The sequence below is a fragment of the Pseudomonas sp. AP3_22 TE3818 genome (genome assembly GCF_053628995.1).
Genome location: NZ_JBRJHL010000001.1, coordinates 6,133,414 through 6,152,154 on the forward strand (window position 1 = coordinate 6,133,414; position 18,741 = coordinate 6,152,154).

General features: G+C 58.6%; 11 protein-coding genes. 7 read left to right on the forward strand and 4 right to left on the reverse strand.

All coding sequences use genetic code 11. The features are described from left to right. Positions 1–264 precede the first annotated feature (264 nt). From AB7M25_RS27890 to msrA, 3 genes are all read left to right on the forward strand, one after another. Complete coding sequence (locus AB7M25_RS27890) at positions 265–1,659, forward strand: alkaline phosphatase D family protein (protein WP_454238246.1); 1,395 nt, start codon at positions 265–267, stop codon at positions 1,657–1,659. A gap of 231 nt (positions 1,660–1,890) precedes the next feature. After that, positions 1,891–4,584 (forward strand): putative bifunctional diguanylate cyclase/phosphodiesterase, encoded by a 2,694-nt coding sequence (locus tag AB7M25_RS27895; protein WP_429517852.1) that lies wholly within the window; start codon positions 1,891–1,893, stop codon positions 4,582–4,584. A 171-nt stretch (positions 4,585–4,755) separates the two neighbouring features. Further along, a complete protein-coding gene (gene msrA, locus AB7M25_RS27900) occupies positions 4,756–5,403 on the forward strand; it encodes a peptide-methionine (S)-S-oxide reductase MsrA (RefSeq protein ID WP_218483251.1) in 648 nt (215 codons plus the stop codon). 104 nt (positions 5,404–5,507) lie between these two features. On the opposite strand, the gene AB7M25_RS27905 is transcribed toward msrA, so the two are convergent. After that, a complete protein-coding gene (locus tag AB7M25_RS27905; protein WP_007971823.1) occupies positions 5,508–6,344 on the reverse strand; it encodes a 23S rRNA (adenine(2030)-N(6))-methyltransferase RlmJ in 837 nt (278 codons plus the stop codon). Positions 6,345–6,551: 207 nt separating this feature from the next. On the opposite strand from AB7M25_RS27905, the gene AB7M25_RS27910 reads away from it, so the two are divergent. Together AB7M25_RS27910 and AB7M25_RS27915 are read left to right on the forward strand one after the other, a co-directional pair. Beyond that, on the forward strand, positions 6,552–7,046 hold the full coding sequence (locus AB7M25_RS27910) for a DUF2165 family protein (protein WP_429382620.1): 495 nt from the start codon (positions 6,552–6,554) through the stop codon (positions 7,044–7,046). 31 nt (positions 7,047–7,077) lie between these two features. Next, a complete protein-coding gene (locus AB7M25_RS27915) occupies positions 7,078–7,260 on the forward strand; it encodes a hypothetical protein (protein WP_429382624.1) in 183 nt (60 codons plus the stop codon). Between the two features lie 6 nt (positions 7,261–7,266). On the opposite strand, the gene AB7M25_RS27920 is transcribed toward AB7M25_RS27915, so the two are convergent. The 3 genes from AB7M25_RS27920 to putP form a co-directional block, all read right to left on the reverse strand. After that, on the reverse strand, positions 7,267–7,596 hold the full coding sequence (locus AB7M25_RS27920; RefSeq protein WP_454238247.1) for a hypothetical protein: 330 nt from the start codon (positions 7,594–7,596) through the stop codon (positions 7,267–7,269). A 1,414-nt stretch (positions 7,597–9,010) separates the two neighbouring features. Further along, entirely contained in the window at positions 9,011–10,423 is a 1,413-nt protein-coding gene (locus AB7M25_RS27925; RefSeq protein WP_454238248.1) for a PAAR domain-containing protein, read from the reverse strand. Positions 10,424–10,710: 287 nt separating this feature from the next. Continuing rightward, positions 10,711–12,195, reverse strand: coding sequence for a sodium/proline symporter PutP (gene putP, locus AB7M25_RS27930; RefSeq protein WP_429382641.1), 1,485 nt, complete (start codon positions 12,193–12,195; stop codon positions 10,711–10,713). A gap of 461 nt (positions 12,196–12,656) precedes the next feature. Between putP and putA the strand changes: the two genes are divergently transcribed. Both putA and AB7M25_RS27940 read left to right on the forward strand, forming a co-directional pair. Then, the gene (gene putA, locus AB7M25_RS27935) at positions 12,657–16,607 is read left to right on the forward strand and encodes a trifunctional transcriptional regulator/proline dehydrogenase/L-glutamate gamma-semialdehyde dehydrogenase (RefSeq protein ID WP_454238249.1); all 3,951 of its coding nucleotides are present in this window, start codon (positions 12,657–12,659) and stop codon (positions 16,605–16,607) included. Positions 16,608–16,863: 256 nt separating this feature from the next. Beyond that, positions 16,864–18,666 (forward strand): acyl-CoA dehydrogenase, encoded by a 1,803-nt coding sequence (locus tag AB7M25_RS27940; protein ID WP_429382647.1) that lies wholly within the window; start codon positions 16,864–16,866, stop codon positions 18,664–18,666. Positions 18,667–18,741: the final 75 nt, after the last annotated feature.

The window sequence follows — 18,741 nt, forward strand, 5'->3', positions numbered from 1 at the left end:
CCGGCCCTCCTTCACCGGAGGGCCGATCCCGTTCCACGTTTCCGAGCGCCACGCTCGTACCTCAACCCCGCCAATTTGGCGGGGCTTTTTTTTGCCTGAAATTCTTGTTTAAACACCTTCCTACATTTGTGGCTGATATCGCCCACAACTCGAATCCATTTCTGCCAGGTATTTATTCAGGCCAAATAATTAGTCTTGGTTGAATAGCCCACTACATCCAAAACAACCAACTTCCTGATTAACTGGCAGCGAATGGACTCAAATATGTTAAAACCAACTGTCGGCCCGATTATCGGCCACACAACAACTAACCACGCGCGTATTTTTGTGCGCGGCCAAGCGCAAAAGAATGCGCCAGTATTTGCCGGCATCCGTTATCGGCAGGCCGGACATGAACAATGGCTTGATAGTGTCTTTGCAAGGCTGACAAACCTGCAGGACATGTCCGATGTCATTGTTCTCAATAACCTGGCAGTCGATACCGAGTACGAATACCAGGCCGGCTGGTTCAGCACCGAGAGTGCCGAACACACCGCGGATTCGCTGCAGGAGCTGCCGCTGCAATGGCCGCAAGAGCTCTATCGCTTGCGCACCCGGTCCGGCGCGGCGGGTACGCCACGAGCCTATTTCGTCGGCTCGTGTCGTTACCTGCGCATGACCGCCGGCATCCCGTCGGCACCGCAACTGGGTGACCGGATATTTGCCTCGATGGCTCAATTGGCACAGCAAGCCGACCCGCCGGTCAGCGCAACGCTGATGACGGGCGACCAGATCTATGTCGACGACTTGAACTTCTTTGCGCCTGACCGCGAATATCAGCAAATACTCGCAAAATACCGTGCAGCTTTTTCCCAGCCGCATATTTCCAGGTTAATGGCCAACGTATCGACTTACATGATCCTCGACGATCATGAAATTGAAGACAACTGGCCGGACAAGAAAAGATCGGCCGATGAAAAACTATACAAAAACGCCATCACGGCATATGAGTTGTATCAAGCCAGCCACAGCCCGGTATTTGAATTACTTAACAATGGCCGGATCAGCCGGCTTGCGAATCACTACTGGTATCAGTTCACCGATGGCGATATCGAATGGTTCGTCACCGATAGCCGCACCCGGCGCAACTTGTCCGCCGATGATCGACGCATCCTTGATGTTGAACAGGAACATGCCTTGTGCCGATGGCTGATCAACAGCCCCGCCCGGGTCAAGCTGGTGGTTACCAGCGTGATGTTCTTTCCCGACGCCAAACAGGATGGGAATGACGCCTGGGCCGGTTTTCCCGGGCAACGGCTGCGGTTGCTGGAGATCATTCGTTCGCACCGGCTGAAGAATGTCATTTTCGTTTCCGGTGACATCCACGCCTCCTTGACCAGTCGACTGACCCACAGCGAAGACCCTGACTTCGAAGTGCACACCATCGTGTCGTCGCCGTTGTGCAACACCAAACTGCTGCCCTATGCCAGTCAATCCAGCTTGATCCTCGACCGGCCGCTGGCACGGAACGCTACTGGCGAATATCGGCAGGAATTGACCGGCAAAGTCATCAGCCAGGATAACTTCGCGCACCTGGTCATCGATGCACAACGCATTCAGGTGAATTACCACGATCGAGATGGCAAGTTGCTGCAATCGACAGGCATTAATTTGCGTTGATGGCAAAAAATCACAGCCTTCGAGACACCCCCCTCAAGGCTGCGATCTGATCAATAGCAATACTTTTTACCTGGAACTGCAGAAATCTTCGCGCCTGCCGACATATTCTTATAGCACTTGGCCTTCATCTCTCTTGTCAGTCGGTGTCGCAATGATGCAACCTTGCCGCAGGCAACAGTAAAGAGGGCGTGAGCCCAGCGCGTTCAGCATATTCGAAGCGAGTTTCCCTCCATGAAAAGCCAACCCGATGCCGCCAGCCGTATGGTGGCCGAGGTAGTGACGCAGTTGCCTGTGCCCTCGCGGCTCGGCATGCTGCGTTTCGAACGGCTTAATGAACCCAGCTGGGCGCTGCTGTTTCTCGATCCCAATTGCGAACGCCAGTTCGGCCTGCCGGCCGTGGAGTTGTGTGCGCTGGTGGGTTCGCCCTACGCCAGCCTGATGGAGCCGGAAGCGCGCTATCAACTTCATGATGCGGTCCAGCAACAACTGACTCAAAGCACGCATTACCTGATCCGCTACACCCTGCACACGGCCTCCGGCTCCCTGAATCTGCTGGAACTGGGCGAAGCCTACAAACAACACAATCGCCACCTGTTGCGCGGCTACCTGTTAGTCATTGACGGCCTGTTCGAGGATGACCCGCTGCAACCGGCCCTGGATCTGGAAACCCAGAACTCGCGCCTGCAAATCGCCCTGGAACTCAATCAGCGCGCCCAGCAGGAGCAACTGCTGCATCTGGACCGGGTGCGTGCCCAGCAGGACCTGATCCTGTTGCTTACCCGTCAGCGCTACAGCAGCAACAACTCCTTGCGAGAAGCCGCCGAGCTGATCACCCGCAGCGCTTGCGACATTTACCAAATCGACTGCGCCAGCCTGTGGAGCCTCGAAGGCTCGATGCTGGTGCCGATCTCGGCCTATCACCGCACGAATCAGGAATACCTGCTGCCACAAGCGATCGATGTCAGCGTGTTCCCCGACTACCTCGACGCCTTGCACACCGGCCGCGCCATCGACGCCCATAACGCCATGCGCGACCCACGCACCCGGGAAATGGCCGAAAGCCTGCGTCCGCGGGACGTCAACGCGATGCTCGACGCCAGTATCCGTGTCGACGGCCAGGTGGTCGGCGTGCTGTGCCTTGAGCAAACCGGTGCCACCCGCGCCTGGCAGTCGGATGAAATCGCCTTCGCCGGCGAGCTGGCGGACCAGTTCGCCCAAGTCATCAGCAACCACAACCGGCGCACCGCTACCAGCGCCCTGCACCTGTTCCAGCGTGCGGTCGAACAAAGTGCCAACGCCTTTCTGCTGGTCAACTGCGACGGCGTGGTGGAGTACGTCAACCCGAGCTTCACCGCCATCACCCAGTACTCCACCGAAGAAGTGCACGGTCAGCGCCTGTCGGAACTGCCAGCACTGGAGAACCTAAGCGAACTGCTGTTCGACGCGCCTTCGGCACTGGCCAAGAGCAACAGTTGGCAGGGTGAATTCAAGAGCCGCCGGAAAAACCTCGAACCCTACTGGGGCCAGCTGTCGATCTCCAAGGTTTATGGCGACAACCGCGAGTTGACCCACTACATCGGCATCTACGAAGACATCACCCAGACCAAGCTCGCACAGCAGCGCATCGAGCGCCTGGCCTACACCGACAACCTGACCAATCTCGGCAACCGTCCGGCGTTCATCCGCAACCTCGATGAACGCTTCGCCCGCGACAGCGACGCGCCGATCAGCCTGTTGCTGGTGGATATCGACAACTTCAAGCGGATCAACGACAGCCTCGGCCACCAGACTGGCGACAAATTGCTGATCAGCCTGGCCCGACGCCTGCGCAACAGCCTGATCCCGAGCGGCAGCCTGGCGCGATTCGCCAGTAACGAATTCGCCGTGTTGCTGGACAACAGCGACCTCACGACGGGTCAGCAAGTGGCCAATCAGTTGCTGGCCACCCTCGACAAACCGATGTTCGTCGACAACCAGTTGATCAGCGTCACGGGTTCCGTGGGCCTGGCCTGCGCGCCGCTGCACGGGCGCGACCCGCAAACCCTGATGCGCAACGCCGGGCTGGCGCTGCACAAGGCCAAGGCCAATGGCAAACATCAGGTGCAAGTGTTCACCGAAGCATTGAACGCCGAGGCCAGCTACAAGCTGTTCGTCGAAAACAACCTGCGCCGCGCCCTGACCCAGAATGAACTCGACGTGTTCTACCAGCCCAAGCTGTGCCTGCGCAGCGGTCGCTTGCTGGGCATGGAAGCATTGCTGCGCTGGGATCATCCGGAAAAGGGCATGATCCGCCCGGATCAGTTCATCAGCGTCGCCGAAGAAACCGGGTTGATCATTCCGATCGGCAAATGGATCGCCCGCCAGGCCTGCCGCATGAGCAAAGCGCTGACCGCCGCCGGCCTGGGCAACCTGCAAGTGGCGATCAACCTGTCACCCAAGCAATTCTCCGACCCGGACCTGGTGGCCTCCATCGCCACCATCCTCAAGGAAGAAGCCCTGCCCGCGCATTTGCTGGAGCTGGAGCTGACCGAAGGCCTGCTGCTGGAAGCCACCGAAGACACCCACTTGCAGCTCGACCAGCTCAAGCGTTTGGGCCTGACCCTGGCCATGGACGACTTCGGCACCGGTTACTCGTCGCTCAGCTACTTGAAAAAATTCCCCATCGACATCATCAAGATCGATCGAAGCTTCATCCACGAAATCCCGGACAACCAGGACGACATGGAAATCACCTCCGCGGTGATCGCCATGGCCCATAACCTGAAGCTCAAGGTCGTGGCTGAGGGCATCGAAACCGCCGATCAATTGTCGTTCCTGCGCCGTCACCGCTGCGACGTCGGCCAGGGCTACCTGTTCGACCGTCCGATCCCGGGCAATGAGCTGATCGAAAAGCTCAAACGCTACCCGCGTGGCCCAATCGCCTGACCCTGTGGGAGCGGGCTTGCTCGCGAAGGCGGTGTGTCAGAGCCGTAGTTACTGACTGACTCAACGCCTTCGCGAGCAAGCCCACTCCCACAAGGTAGTGCGTATCTGGCCGGCATTGGGCACACTGACAGTCTGTTTATTTACAACCCAACCTGACTGAGAGGACTGATCATGGTTCTGCGCTCGGAAATTCTGGTGAACAAAAACGTGCTTCCTACTAAAGAACAAGCTCTGCCTGGCCGCGAAACCCCGATGAACCTGCCGGAAAGACATTTCGTCCACGACGCCCCGCTGCTGGGTCCGTTCGCCACCGATGTGGATTTTGCGATCTTCGGCCTCGGCTGCTTCTGGGGCGCGGAACGTCGCTTCTGGCAGCGTGAAGGCGTCGTCAGCACCGTGGTGGGTTACGCCGGCGGCTTCACGCCAAACCCTACGTACGAAGAAGTCTGCTCAGGCCTGACCGGCCACAGCGAAGTAGTGCTCGTGGTCTATGAGCCGGCAAAAGTCAGTTACGAAGAATTGCTGAAGATGTTCTGGGAGCTGCACAACCCGACCCAGGGCATGCGTCAGGGCAACGACATCGGCACCCAATATCGCTCGGTGATCTATGCGACCAACCCGACGCAATTGGCCGCCGCCAAACGCAGCAAAGAAGTGTTCCAGGTCGAACTGACCAAGGCTGGCAAAGGCGATATCACCACCGAAATCGAAGAAGCCCCAACGGTTTACTTCGCCGAGGCTTACCACCAGCAGTACCTGGCCAAGAATCCGGAAGGCTACTGCGGGATCGGCGGTACGGGCGTGACCTGCCCGATCTGACACAGATCACTCGTAGGAGCCGGCTTGCCGGCGATAGCGGCAGTGGGTCCAGCGGTGACCTCCAGGCCGCCATCGCCGGCAAGCCGGCTCCTACAGGCCGAGCATTACTCGGCAATCAACCAATCCATCCGCCACCCACCCTGGGTCTGCCCAAGCTTCTCGGACAACCACGGCAGCAGCTCACGCAACTCTTCCTCCAGCCCCCACGGCGGATTGGCAATCGCCAGCCCGGAGCCGTTCAGGCTGTTCGGCGTATCCAGCGGATGCACCAGCAACTCCACCCGCAACAACTTCGGCGCACCGGTACCGGCCAAGTCCTGGTAGAAACGACGCAGCGCACGCTGATCCTTCACCGGGTACCAGATCGCCGCCACGGTCTGGCGCATCCGGCCAATCGCTTCCTTGAGCGACGCGGCACAACGCTGCATCTCGTCGAGCTTCTCGAACGGTGGATCGATCAACATCACCGCCCGCTTCTCCGGCACCGGCAGCAAGGCCCGCGACACATGCCAACCTTCGCCCAGGTGCACCTTGACCCGACGATCACCGGCCATGTTGTCCTTGAGCAGCACGCCGTCTTCCGGGTGTTTCTCATTGAGCAACACGCGGTCCTGCGGGCGAGTCAAACGTCGCGCCAGCTCTGGCGACCCCGGGTAATAGCGCAACTGGCCATCCGGGTTCATCTCGTGCAGCACCTGCATGTAATCGGCGGTCAGGATCGGCAGATCCGGCTGATCCCACAAACGCGCAATGCCTTCCAGGTACTCACCGGTACGGTTGGCCTGGTCACCCTGAAGGTCATACAGACCGATGCCGGCGTGAGTGTCGAGATAGGCAAACGGCTGCTCCTTGCGCGACATCAGGGCGATGAGGCGGGTCAAGGTCAGGTGTTTGAACACATCGGCGTGATTGCCGGCATGGAAGGCGTGACGATAATTCATGGTTGCTCCTGCGAAGGCCGGGAAGTTTACCTTTTACCGGCCGGCAAGTCAGGGGTTGGCGACTGAGCGGACACTTCGAGCATTCATAGCGGCAACAAGCACGCACCATCACTCGACAAACTCACAAACGCCTCACAACAGGAAGACTCCCGAACCTGCAAACCGGTGTGATAGCGTTCTTTGTCGAAAAAAGCAAAGGACGCACAAATGACCATTCGCTACGCAAAGATTGCAATGACCCTGGCGCTCGCCGCATTCGCCTTCATGACCGTGTTCAACAACATCACCGACTACGCTTCCAACTTCAACTTCGTCCGGCATGTGCTGAGCATGGATACCACCTTCCCTGACAACGCCGCCCGGTATCGCGCAATTGATCTGCCTTGGGTGTGGCATGGGGCTTACTGGCTGATCATCCTTGGCGAAGCCATCACCTGCGGACTTCTTGGCTACGGCGCACTACAGCTCTGGCGCTCGCGGTCAGCCGGTGGGCATGAGTTCGGACAGGCCAGGAAGTGGGCCGTAGCGGGTTTGACGACCGGGTTTTTCGTGTGGTTTTTCGGCTTCATGGTTGTAGGAGGTGAGTGGTTTCTGATGTGGCAATCCGACATTTGGAATGGTCAGGACGCAGCCTTCAGGTTCTACATGGCATTACTGGGCGTGCTGATCTTTCTGAATCAGCCCGATACCGATCTTGACTGATCCCCAATAAAAAACGGCCCGCAACCATCGGATGCGTGCCGTCTTCTTCAATCAGCAAGCTAATGCCTCTCTGAAAACCTCATTTGTTCAACATGAAATCCTTTTCCGCCGCGGCGAATCGCTGCAGCGTGCCCGCAGACCGTGCGCCCAATTTACTGACGATACAGATCGTCAGGCTGGCGAAGATGAAGCCCAGGTTCTTTTGATCTTGTGACGACGCCTATGCCGCCGCTGTAGGCCCCGCCCGCAACCGCCGCCCAACCACATCCAGCACATCACAGCCATCGCGCAACGGAATGGCGCAGAGCAAGGCGAAATCGCTGAGGATGAACGACTCACACTCGATCGAACCGCGCATGGACAGGTTCTCAAGCACTTGGGTGACCGCGCGGATTCTGTAGTTGGCTGCGTCGGTAAGGATGTCGAGTGGCGCGTGGGTGTCGACGAACAGGGTGGGCATGTCGTTGCAGTTGCTGGTCAATGCCATGAAGCGGTTGTCGGGATGGGGAGTTGGTTTTTCGTAGGGTGGGTCTGGATGTATTGATTTCATTTTAATGCTCTAAGGAGGAAATGGACCTGCCATTAGCCTTCCTACGGGCTAGGGTGGCAGCTATGCACGGGGTAGGAATATCGAGACCCTTAGAGCAAAACTCGACCACGCCGAAGCGTGCCCGCGCATAGCCGCCGTAACTGATCTTACGGCCGCATGCAAGCGGCCGCAAACCAGGCATTGACGCCAACGTAGCTCTAACGGTCTTGAGAGGTTCCTACACCCCACCACTGAACAGTCAGTGACCGCCAAAGACTATCGACGGAACGCACATCGCACCACTTCATGAAAACCGCTAGGTTTTGAAGGAAACGTCCTAGGACCCTGCCCGGAAAAACCGCAACAGCTCCAATCCACCAAATAAATTTGAGACTGAATGGCACAAAGGGAGAACCTTGTCGATGGACCTTCCCCTCCAATGCCAAACAGCTCATGAGCCTCATTCAAAGCACTGCTGAGACTTGCGAGGCGCTTGTAAGTCGCCAACTGTTAGCTTCCTAATTATTTCCGAAAAAAAATATCGAAATAAAATACAAAATCCAACCAGCGTAAAAGCTGTTCTTTATTATTTTTTTATAAATTTTCTCGCTAGAGCGCCGATGGTAATTTGAAATAATTAAAGACAAAAAGCTTATTGAGAACATCGTTAATGAAAATACCGGCATTAGTACTCCAAGCCCTGAAAACTCTACCAGAAATGGTTGGCCGCGAGCGCCTCCAGGCAAAAGGAGATGCTGATGATATATTGCGTAAACTGAAAGCATTATAAAAATCAAAGAAACCCCACCGAGTATGATTTTTAATCGCAGCGGCGCCTCCTTCAACATATTAAAGTTTCCTGCCTCGTATATTTTTAATTGGCATGAAAGACAGTGCCGACCGTCTATTAGCGATAAGCCCTCTCTATCCAGCACTCCACATTTTTTGCATTTCTTTACTCGGGGCTTCATTTGTTTTCGATCCATCTGTTCAGGCCGAGCAGCGAACGGGTGTAAATAATGGGCACACCACCAGGTCGGCTGCCCACTTTTCGACTAATGGAGGAGATCCGCTTTCCCAATTATGACCAACAATACCATTGCAACGATAAGCCCGATAAAACTCCATTGCAGTATTACAAGCTGACGCTTAAGTGAGAGCGGAAAGCTATCTATGTCCTCAGCACTGGCTAGACCTCGCTTAAGGAAAAACCTAGGAAATGTAAGAATGCTAGAGATGTTTCCTATCAACTGCATCCTGCCATAAAGGCTTGAACGTCTAAATATGCCGAGAGTCAGGAGGAATGAGCTGCTTTTGAAGTGCGACGACATAAAGTCACCCTTAGTGTGACTCAGATACAAAGCTGCCCCAATGCACAGGAATTGGCCAATAATAACGAGACCACACACACCGATGAATATTACATCAGCGACAGTCATCTCATAGACTCGTAAATTTTATCGCCAACCATTTCACCGAATGCACTGCCCAACTCTCCTCCAGCGTATGAACCGACTCCAACTACCAAAATACCGCATGCCAATGGCACAAGGCCGGCTGTAGGTACACTTAGCCCGATGCAGAGAGCGCCTACTAACGGAGCAGTTATCCCGCCAGCCAATGCACCGCCCCCAATCCCACCCGCAAAACTCCCCGCTTCCGTGAACCTGATTCGTTCGCAAGCTTCGGCACTTCCCGCCGTACACACATCTTGCACTTTCATCGCCGACGCCCCTCCACCAATGGCGGTGCCGACCCAGCCACCGTACTTGAGGTACTTGGAAGCCCCGGCCACACCCTCAAGGTGAGTGGCGTATCCCGGTATCTGCCCTACGCCACCGGCTTCAGTCCAGCGGTGAACCAGGCTGGGAGGCGAGAGGAACATTGCACGGTTCAAATTGGGGTGGTGTGGAAAACCGATGCCTTTGCGCGTCAGGCTTGTCAGGTGACTATCGAGTTGAGCGAGCAGCTTTTGGCGCTCTGCCAGAAACGTCGGTGAGTTCAGGTGGCCATCGCGCAGGAATGAATGCTGATGCAGCGCTTCCATTTTTTTCAGGGTGTCGCTGACGTTATCCAGATTGTTTTTGAGAATACTCGCGCCGACGCCGATTGCGGTCGAGCCATGACCCAGGAAGGTCTGGATGGCATCACGGTGTTGCACCATGAAATCCGCTTCTTCCGGGCTGAGCGTTTCAAGCACTTGGTTGGTCCTGGCCGCCACGTCCATGAGCAAGGCTTCTTCACGTGTGCACTGATAGTTGTTCGGGTCGCTCAGCACGATCATCGAGCCGGCTTTGACGTCGCGCAAATTGGGATTGAGCAGTTTGAATTTGCCCATCACCGCAGGGTCGCGCAGGGTGAACAATGAGGCCTCGAGTTGTTCGCGGGTGGTGCTCTTTGGAACGATGTAAAAGCCGGGCTCTACAGCCTGTGCACTGTTGTCACGCATCGGCATGGGAGAGCTTGGTGCAGGGGCGTAGCTGGATGATCGTGACGCGGCCGGAGCGCTGGCTGCGGCGGGCGAAGCCTGCGCAGTGGTGGTCCGCATGGTGTGTGGTTCCGCACTGCGGCTGGACTCGTACTTCGCCATGGACTGCGATGGGATAAGCCCGGCTTTGCAAGGACAACTACTGAAGCTATCCAGCGATCCCGCCACCATCCTGCCGTTGCTTTTGATGTATGAAACACCGCCAGTGATCACGTAGGTTTTATTGTCTTTTCCGCAGGAAACCTGGTCCCCGTCGCGCGCGTGCGCGAAGCCAAACATCATGATGTGAGTATCGGCTTCCAGAACTTTGCCACCGCAGGTGGTCTTGTCACCCTCACGAATGAAGTATCCCTTTGCCATTGCTGACTTCCCTCTCTACCGGCGCCTCATTCATGGGAAACGCGCCACTGTTAACGATGGGTAACACCGACTCGGAATGAGTGGGCTAACGCAAAGTACGTGGACAGAGAGGAAACTCAAGACGGCTGAGAAAATCAGGAAATGTCTCACGACCAACACTGAAAAGGACCACGGATACTGGGGTGCCAACGCCAGTTACCTGCACCATGCGTGCAAAAAAAAACGGCCCGCACCAAAAGCTGCGAGCCGTTTTTATCAGGGATGGGAAGCGCTCCCCCCATCACTCATCACTTGTTCAGACGATAATCACTCTCTGCAGCCGCAAAACGCTGGAACATGCCGGCAGTCGGCGTGCCCATTTTGCTGACGAAGTAGATCGCCAGGCTGGCGAAGATGAAGCCCGGGATGATTTCGTACAGGCCCAGCAGTTCGAAGTGCTTCCAGACGATCACTGTGATCGCGCCGACCAGGATGCCGGCCAGTGCGCCGTTGCGGGTCATGTCTTTCCAGATCACGGAGATCAGTACGACCGGACCGAATGCGGCACCGAAACCGGCCCAGGCATAGCTCACCAGACCCAGTACGCGGTTTTCCGGGTTGGCTGCCAGTGCGATAGCAATCAGGGCAACCAACAGCACCATGGCACGTCCGACCCAAACCAGCTCCAGCTGCGAAGCGGATTTACGCAGGAAGGTCTTGTAGAAGTCTTCGGTCAGGGCGCTCGAGCACACCAGCAATTGGCAGCTCAGGGTGCTCATGACCGCCGCCAGAATGGCCGACAGCAGGACACCGGCGATCCATGGGTTGAACAGGATCTTGGCCAGTTCGATGAACACACGTTCGTGGTTCTCGGAGACCGCGCCAGCCACGTCCGGGTGCGCCGAGAAGTAGGCGATACCGAAGAAGCCCACAGCCACGGTGCCGCCCAGGCACAGGATCATCCAGGTCATGGAGATGCGACGGGCGTTGGCAATCGATTTCACCGAATCAGCCGCCATGAAACGCGCGAGGATGTGCGGCTGACCGAAGTAGCCCAGACCCCAGCCCATCAGCGAGATGATGCCGATGAAAGTGGTGCCCTTGAGCATGTCGAAGTTGCTTGGATCTTGCGCTTCGATGGCCAGGAAGGTGGTGTCGACACCACCGGTAGCCAGCAGCACGATGACTGGCGTCAGGATCAACGCGAAGATCATCAGGGTGGCTTGTACGGTATCGGTCCAGCTTACGGCCAGGAATCCGCCGATAAAGGTGTAGGCAATCGTCGCCGCAGCACCGGCCCACAGCGCCGTCTCGTAGGACATGCCAAAGGTGCTTTCGAACAGACGGGCACCGGCCACGATGCCGGAAGCGCAGTAGATGGTGAAGAACACCAGGATCACGACCGCAGAGATGATCCGCAGCAGGCCGCTCTTGTCTTCGAAACGGCTGGCGAAGTAGTCCGGCAGGGTCAGTGCGTCACCGTTGTGCTCGGTCTGCACGCGCAGACGGCCGGCGACGAACAGCCAGTTCAGGTAGGCGCCGACGATCAGGCCGACGGCGATCCAGCTTTCGGAAAGACCGGACATGTAGATCGCGCCGGGCAAGCCCATCAACAACCAGCCGCTCATGTCAGAGGCACCGGCGGACAGTGCAGTCACGACGCTGCCCAGGCTGCGACCGCCCAGAATGTAGTCGGAAAGGTTGTTGGTGGAGCGATAGGCCATCAAGCCGATCAGCACCATTGCTGCGATGTAGATCACGAACGTGATCAGGGTTGGATTGCTTACGCTCATTAAGTTACGCCCTGGCTTTGTTTTTATGTAGCGGCGGCTGGTGAACCGCTCGCAAACGCATACGTTTGACAGACGATCCGGATTCCCGCGCATTTATGACTGATGTTTCCCCAGGAAAGCCATCAGCCGGAGCACCCGGTTTCTGCCCGGGTTGCACCTTGGGCGCGAATGCTATTCAACAAAGCAAATAAGGTGCAACCAGTTTCGTGAGAATAAGTTGCACCTAGTCCGAAATAAATTCCAAACCCAACTTTTTGCTCCTTTTCGGAGCAAGAACCGCACTCAACCACCTTAAAAAGCACCAAGCAGATGCAGCACATCCGTACCAGAATTTATTTCCTGACGAGCTGCGTAATATTCCGACAAAAAAAGGGTTGCACCCGGTTGCACCTCAACAATCGCACGGCTAATCTTGCCGCCAGCTGATGCCACGCAGTCGTGGCAAACATGAGGATAAAAACATGGCTACCACCACCCTTGGGGTCAAACTTGACGACCCGACCCGCGAACGCCTCAAGGCCGCCGCGACCTCGATTGATCGCACGCCGCACTGGTTGATCAAGCAGGCAATCTTCAATTACCTGGAAAAACTCGAGGGTGGTGCAACCCTGACCGAGCTGAGCGGTTTGACCAAGGATTCCGACGACAGCGTCGACGCCCCTCTGGATCACGCGCACCAGTGCTTCCTCGAATTCGCCGAAAGCATCCTGCCGCAGTCAGTACTGCGCGCTTCGATCACCGCCGCCTACCGCCGCCCTGAGCCGGAAGTCGTGCCGATGCTGATCGAACAGGCTCGCCTGCCGGCACCGATGGCCGAAGCCACCAACAAGCTCGCCGCCTCGATTGCTGAAAAACTGCGCAATCAGAAGAGCGCCGGCGGCCGTGCCGGCATCGTTCAGGGCCTGCTGCAGGAATTCTCCCTGTCGTCCCAGGAAGGCGTGGCGCTGATGTGCCTGGCCGAAGCGCTGCTGCGCATCCCGGACAAAGGCACCCGTGACGCCCTGATCCGCGACAAGATCAGCACCGGCAACTGGCAGCCGCACCTGGGCAACAGCCCTTCGCTGTTCGTCAACGCCGCCACCTGGGGCTTGCTGCTGACCGGCAAGCTGGTGTCGACCCACAACGAAGCCGGCCTGACGTCGTCCCTGAGCCGCATCATCGGCAAGAGCGGCGAGCCGATGATCCGCAAGGGCGTCGACATGGCCATGCGCTTGATGGGCGAGCAGTTCGTGACCGGCGAAACCATCGCCGAAGCCCTGGCCAACGCCAGCAAGTTCGAAGCCAAGGGCTTCCGTTATTCCTACGACATGCTGGGTGAAGCCGCACTCACCGAGCACGACGCCCAGAAGTACCTGGCCTCGTACGAACAAGCCATCCACTCGATCGGCAAAGCCTCCCACGGTCGCGGGATTTATGAAGGCCCGGGCATTTCCATCAAGCTGTCGGCCCTGCACCCGCGCTACAGCCGTGCCCAGTACGAGCGCGTGATGGATGAGCTGTACCCGCGCCTGCTGTCGCTGACCCTGCTGGCCAAGCAATACGACATCGGCCTGAACATCGACGCCGAAGAAGCCGACCGCCTCGAGCTGTCGCTGGACCTGCTCGAGCGCCTCTGCTTCGAGCCGCAACTGACCGGCTGGAACGGCATCGGTTTCGTGATCCAGGCTTACCAGAAGCGTTGCCCGTACGTGATCGACTACGTGATCGACCTGGCTCGCCGCAGCCGTCATCGCCTGATGATCCGCCTGGTAAAAGGCGCGTACTGGGACAGCGAAATCAAGCGCGCCCAAGTCGAAGGCCTGGAAGGCTACCCGGTCTACACCCGCAAGGTGTACACCGACGTGTCCTACATCGCTTGCGCACGCAAATTGCTGTCGGTGCCGGAAGTCATCTACCCGCAGTTCGCCACGCACAACGCCCACACCCTGTCGGCCATTTACCACATCGCCGGTCAGAACTATTACCCGGGCCAGTACGAGTTCCAGTGCCTGCACGGCATGGGTGAACCGCTGTACGAACAGGTTGTAGGCAAAGTCTCCGAAGGCAAGCTGAACCGTCCGTGCCGCGTGTACGCGCCGGTCGGCACCCACGAAACCCTGCTGGCTTACCTGGTGCGTCGCCTGCTGGAAAACGGCGCGAACACCTCGTTCGTGAACCGTATCGCCGACCAGTCGATTTCGATTCAGGAACTGGTGGCCGATCCGGTAGCCAGCATCGAGCAGATGGCGACCGTGGAAGGTGGTTTCGGCCTGCCGCACCCGCGCATTCCGCTGCCGCGCGACCTGTATGGCTCCGAGCGCGCCAACTCCAGCGGCATCGACATGGCCAACGAACATCGTTTGGCGTCGCTGTCCTGCGCACTTCTCGCTACCGCGCACAACCACTGGAAAGCCGCACCGATACTCGGCTGCGCGTCCAGCAACGAAGCCCCGGCTCCCGTGCTGAACCCGTCCGATCTGCGCGACGTGGTCGGCCATGTCCAGGAAGCGACCGTCGAAGACGTCGACAATGCGATCCAGTGCGCCCTCAACGCTGCACCGATCTGGCAGGCCACACCGCCCGCCGAACGCGCCGCGATCCTGGAACGTGCCGCCGACCTGATGGAAGCCGAGATCCAGCCGCTGATGGGCCTGCTGGCCCGCGAAGCCGGCAAGACCTTCGCCAACGCCATCGCTGAAGTGCGTGAAGCCGTGGACTTCCTGCGTTACTACGCCGTGCAGGCACGCAACGACTTCACCAACGACGCTCACCGTCCGCTGGGCCCAGTGGTATGCATCAGCCCGTGGAACTTCCCGCTGGCGATCTTCAGTGGTCAAGTGGCTGCTGCGCTGGCCGCCGGTAACCCGGTATTGGCCAAGCCTGCGGAGCAAACGCCGCTGGTCGCCGCTCAAGCCGTGCGCCTGCTGCTCGAAGCCGGCATTCCCGAAGGCGTGCTGCAACTGCTGCCGGGTCGCGGCGAAACCGTGGGTGCCGGCCTGGTCGGCGACGATCGCGTCAAAGGCGTGATGTTCACCGGTTCCACCGAAGTCGCGCGCTTGCTGCAACGCAACATTGCCGGCCGCCTGGACAGCCAGGGTCGTCCGATCCCGCTGATCGCCGAAACCGGTGGCCAGAACGCGATGATCGTCGACTCTTCGGCACTGACCGAACAAGTGGTGATCGACGTGGTTTCGTCGGCGTTCGACAGCGCCGGCCAGCGTTGCTCGGCCCTGCGCGTGCTGTGCCTGCAGGAAGATTCCGCCGATCGCGTCATCGAAATGCTCAAGGGCGCGATGGCCGAAAGCCGTCTCGGCAACCCTGAGCGCCTGTCCGTGGACATCGGCCCGGTCATCGACGCCGAAGCCAAGGCTGGCATCGAGAAGCACATCCAGGCCATGCGCGACAAAGGTCGCAGCGTGTACCAGGTGGCCATCGCCGATGCTGAAGAAGTCAAACGCGGCACCTTCGTGATGCCGACCCTGATCGAACTGGAAAGCTTCGACGAACTGCAGCGGGAGATCTTCGGCCCGGTGCTGCACGTGGTTCGCTACAAGCGCAAGGACATCGATCAACTGATCGGCCAGATCAACGCTTCCGGCTACGGCCTGACCCTGGGCGTGCACACCCGCATCGACGAAACCATCGCCAAGGTGATCGACAACGTCAATGCCGGTAACGTCTACGTCAACCGCAACATCGTCGGTGCCGTGGTCGGCGTGCAGCCATTCGGCGGCGAAGGCCTGTCGGGTACCGGTCCGAAAGCCGGTGGCCCGCTGTACCTGTACCGCCTGCTGTCGACCCGCCCTGCCGATGCGATCGAACAATCCTTCGCTCGTGGCGATGCCGCCGCAGCACCTGACGTTCGTCTGCGCGACGCCATGAGCAAGCCGCTGACCGCCCTGAAAACCTGGGCCGACAGCCACAAGTTCGTCGACCTGAGCACCCTGTGCGTGCAGTTCGCCGCACAATCGCAAAGCGGCATCACCCGCGTCCTGGCCGGCCCGACCGGCGAGCGCAACAGCTACGCGATCCTGCCACGGGAACACGTGCTGTGCCTGGCGGAAGTCGAAGGCGACCTGCTGACTCAACTGGCGGCGGTACTGGCTGTCGGCGGTTCGGCGGTGTGGCCGGAAGGTGAACTGACCAAGGCGCTGTTCGCACGCCTGCCGAAGGAGATTCAGGCGCGCATCAAGCTGGTTTCCGACTGGAACAAGGACGAAGTGGTGTTTGACGCGGTTGTGCATCACGGCCATTCCGACCAGTTGCGTGCGGTTTGCCAGCAGGTGGCCAAGCGTGCCGGTGCGATTGTCGGGGTTCAGGGCCTGTCGCAGGGCGAGACCAACATTGCGCTGGAGCGTTTGGTGATTGAGCGGGCGTTGAGCGTCAACACGGCGGCAGCGGGTGGTAATGCGAGCTTGATGACCATCGGCTAAATAGCTACAAATCAGGCACCTGCAATAGGTGCCTGAAATGCAATACCTGTGGGAGCGGGCTTGCTCGCGAAAACGTCATCAGATTCAGCATTAATGTTGACTGACGGACCGCTTTCGCGAGCAAGCCCGCTCCCACAGTTGTTTTGTGGCGCCTGCAAAGTCGCCGCTCGGCCCAACTATCACGCTCATCAATCATGCTATTCAGCATAAATTCACAAGACTAGACTCGGCCCATCCCAACAAAAGGTAGGCCGCCATGTCCGAGACGTTGCTCAGTTCCCGCAATCTGGCTTTCGAGCTGTATGAAGTCCTCGATGCCGAGGGCCTGACCCAGCGTGAACGTTTCGCCGAGCACAATCGCGAAACTTTCGATGCGGCCATTGGCACCGCCCGCAGCATCGCCGAGAAGTTCTTCGCCCCGCACAACCGCAAGGGCGACGAGAACGAGCCGCGCTACGAGAATGGTCAGGCGATTCTGATTCCGGAAGTGAAACCGGCGGTGGATGCGTTCCTCGAAGCCGGCTTCCTCAACGCCGCGCGCAGTTTCGACGCCGGCGGCATGCAACTTCCTACGCTGCTGTCCCAGGCCTGCTTTTCGCACTTCCAGTCGGCCAACGCCGCTTCGACCTCTTATCCGTTCCTGACCATGGGCGCGGCCAACCTGATCGAAAGCTTCGGTACCGAGGAGCAGAAACGCCGCTTCCTGCAACCGATGATCGATGGCCGCTTCTTCGGCACCATGGCGCTGACCGAACCCCACGCGGGTTCGTCGCTGTCGGATATTCGTACCCGCGCGGAGCCTGCGTCCGACGGCACTTATCGCCTCAAGGGCAACAAGATCTTCATCTCCGGCGGCGATCATCCGCTGTCGGAAAACATCGTGCACATGGTGCTGGCCAAGCTGCCGGACGCGCCGGCCGGGGTGAAGGGCATTTCGCTGTTCATCGTGCCCAAGTTCCTGGTCAACGATGACGGCAGCCTCGGCCAGCGCAACGACGTGCTGCTCGCCGGTCTGTTCCACAAGATGGGTTGGCGTGGCACCACGTCCACCGCGCTGAACTTCGGTGATAACGGCGAGTGTGTCGGCTACCTGGTGGGCAAGCCACACCAGGGTTTGAGCTACATGTTCCAGATGATGAACGAAGCGCGGATCGGCGTCGGCATGGGCGCGGTAATGCTCGGCTACGCCGGCTACCTGTATTCGCTGGAATACGCCCGTGAGCGTCCGCAAGGCCGCGTGCCGGACAGCAAGGACCCGAACACTGCGCCGGTGGCGATCATTCAGCACGCCGACGTCAAACGCATGCTGCTGACACAAAAGGCCTACGTTGAAGGCTCGTTCGACCTCGGCCTGTACGCGGCGCGGCTGTTCGATGACACCACGACGCTGGAGACCGAAGCCGAGCGCAAGCAGGCCCATGAACTGCTGGACCTGCTGACGCCGATCGTCAAATCCTGGCCATCGGAGTTCTGCCTGAAGGCCAACGAACTGGCGATCCAGATCCTCGGCGGCCACGGCTACACCCGTGAATACCCAGTGGAGCAGTACTACCGCGACAACCGCCTGAACCCGATCCACGAAGGCACCCACGGCATTCAATCGCTGGACCTTTTGGGCCGCAAACTGGCGCAGAACGGTGGCGCGGGGCTCAAGCAACTGATCCGCCTGATCGCCGACACCGCCGAACGTGCCCAGGGGTTCGAGTCGCTGACGCCGCTGCGCGAGCCGCTGGAGAAACTGGTGGCGCGCCTGCAAACCGTGACCATCGGCCTGTTGACCGACCTGGCGCAGGGCAAGGTCAACAGCAGCCTGGCGAACTCGGCACTGTACCTGAAGGTGTTCGGGCACACCGTGATTGGCTGGCGTTGGCTGGAACAGGCGATTCGTGCCGAGGAAGGCCTGGCCAAGGGCAATGCGGCGGATGTGAACTTCTATAAAGGCAAGTTGCAGGCGGCCCGCTACTTCCTGACCTGGGAAGTGCCGGGGTGCCACCATGAGCTGGCAATTCTTGAGGCTCGGGATGATGTGTGCCTGGGCATGCAGGATGAGTGGTTCTGATCCTGGCCTTGTGTAGCCTTTGAAATCCAATCGCTGGCAAGCCAGCTCCCACAGTAGTCTCTACTGTTCACTAAT

Excerpts from the sequence above, each read along its gene's own strand:
- AB7M25_RS27890 (WP_454238246.1), top strand. The coding sequence starts at position 265 with ATGTTAAAACCAACTGTCGGCCCGATTATCGGCCACACAACAACTAAC.
- AB7M25_RS27895 (WP_429517852.1), top strand. The coding sequence starts at position 1,891 with ATGAAAAGCCAACCCGATGCCGCCAGCCGTATGGTGGCCGAGGTAGTG.
- msrA (WP_218483251.1), top strand. The coding sequence starts at position 4,756 with ATGGTTCTGCGCTCGGAAATTCTGGTGAACAAAAACGTGCTTCCTACT.
- AB7M25_RS27905 (WP_007971823.1), bottom strand. The coding sequence starts at position 6,344 with ATGAATTATCGTCACGCCTTCCATGCCGGCAATCACGCCGATGTGTTC.
- AB7M25_RS27910 (WP_429382620.1), top strand. The coding sequence starts at position 6,552 with ATGACCATTCGCTACGCAAAGATTGCAATGACCCTGGCGCTCGCCGCA.
- AB7M25_RS27915 (WP_429382624.1), top strand. The coding sequence starts at position 7,078 with ATGCGTGCCGTCTTCTTCAATCAGCAAGCTAATGCCTCTCTGAAAACC.
- AB7M25_RS27920 (WP_454238247.1), bottom strand. The coding sequence starts at position 7,596 with ATGAAATCAATACATCCAGACCCACCCTACGAAAAACCAACTCCCCAT.
- AB7M25_RS27925 (WP_454238248.1), bottom strand. The coding sequence starts at position 10,423 with ATGGCAAAGGGATACTTCATTCGTGAGGGTGACAAGACCACCTGCGGT.
- putP (WP_429382641.1), bottom strand. The coding sequence starts at position 12,195 with ATGAGCGTAAGCAATCCAACCCTGATCACGTTCGTGATCTACATCGCA.
- putA (WP_454238249.1), top strand. The coding sequence starts at position 12,657 with ATGGCTACCACCACCCTTGGGGTCAAACTTGACGACCCGACCCGCGAA.
- AB7M25_RS27940 (WP_429382647.1), top strand. The coding sequence starts at position 16,864 with ATGTCCGAGACGTTGCTCAGTTCCCGCAATCTGGCTTTCGAGCTGTAT.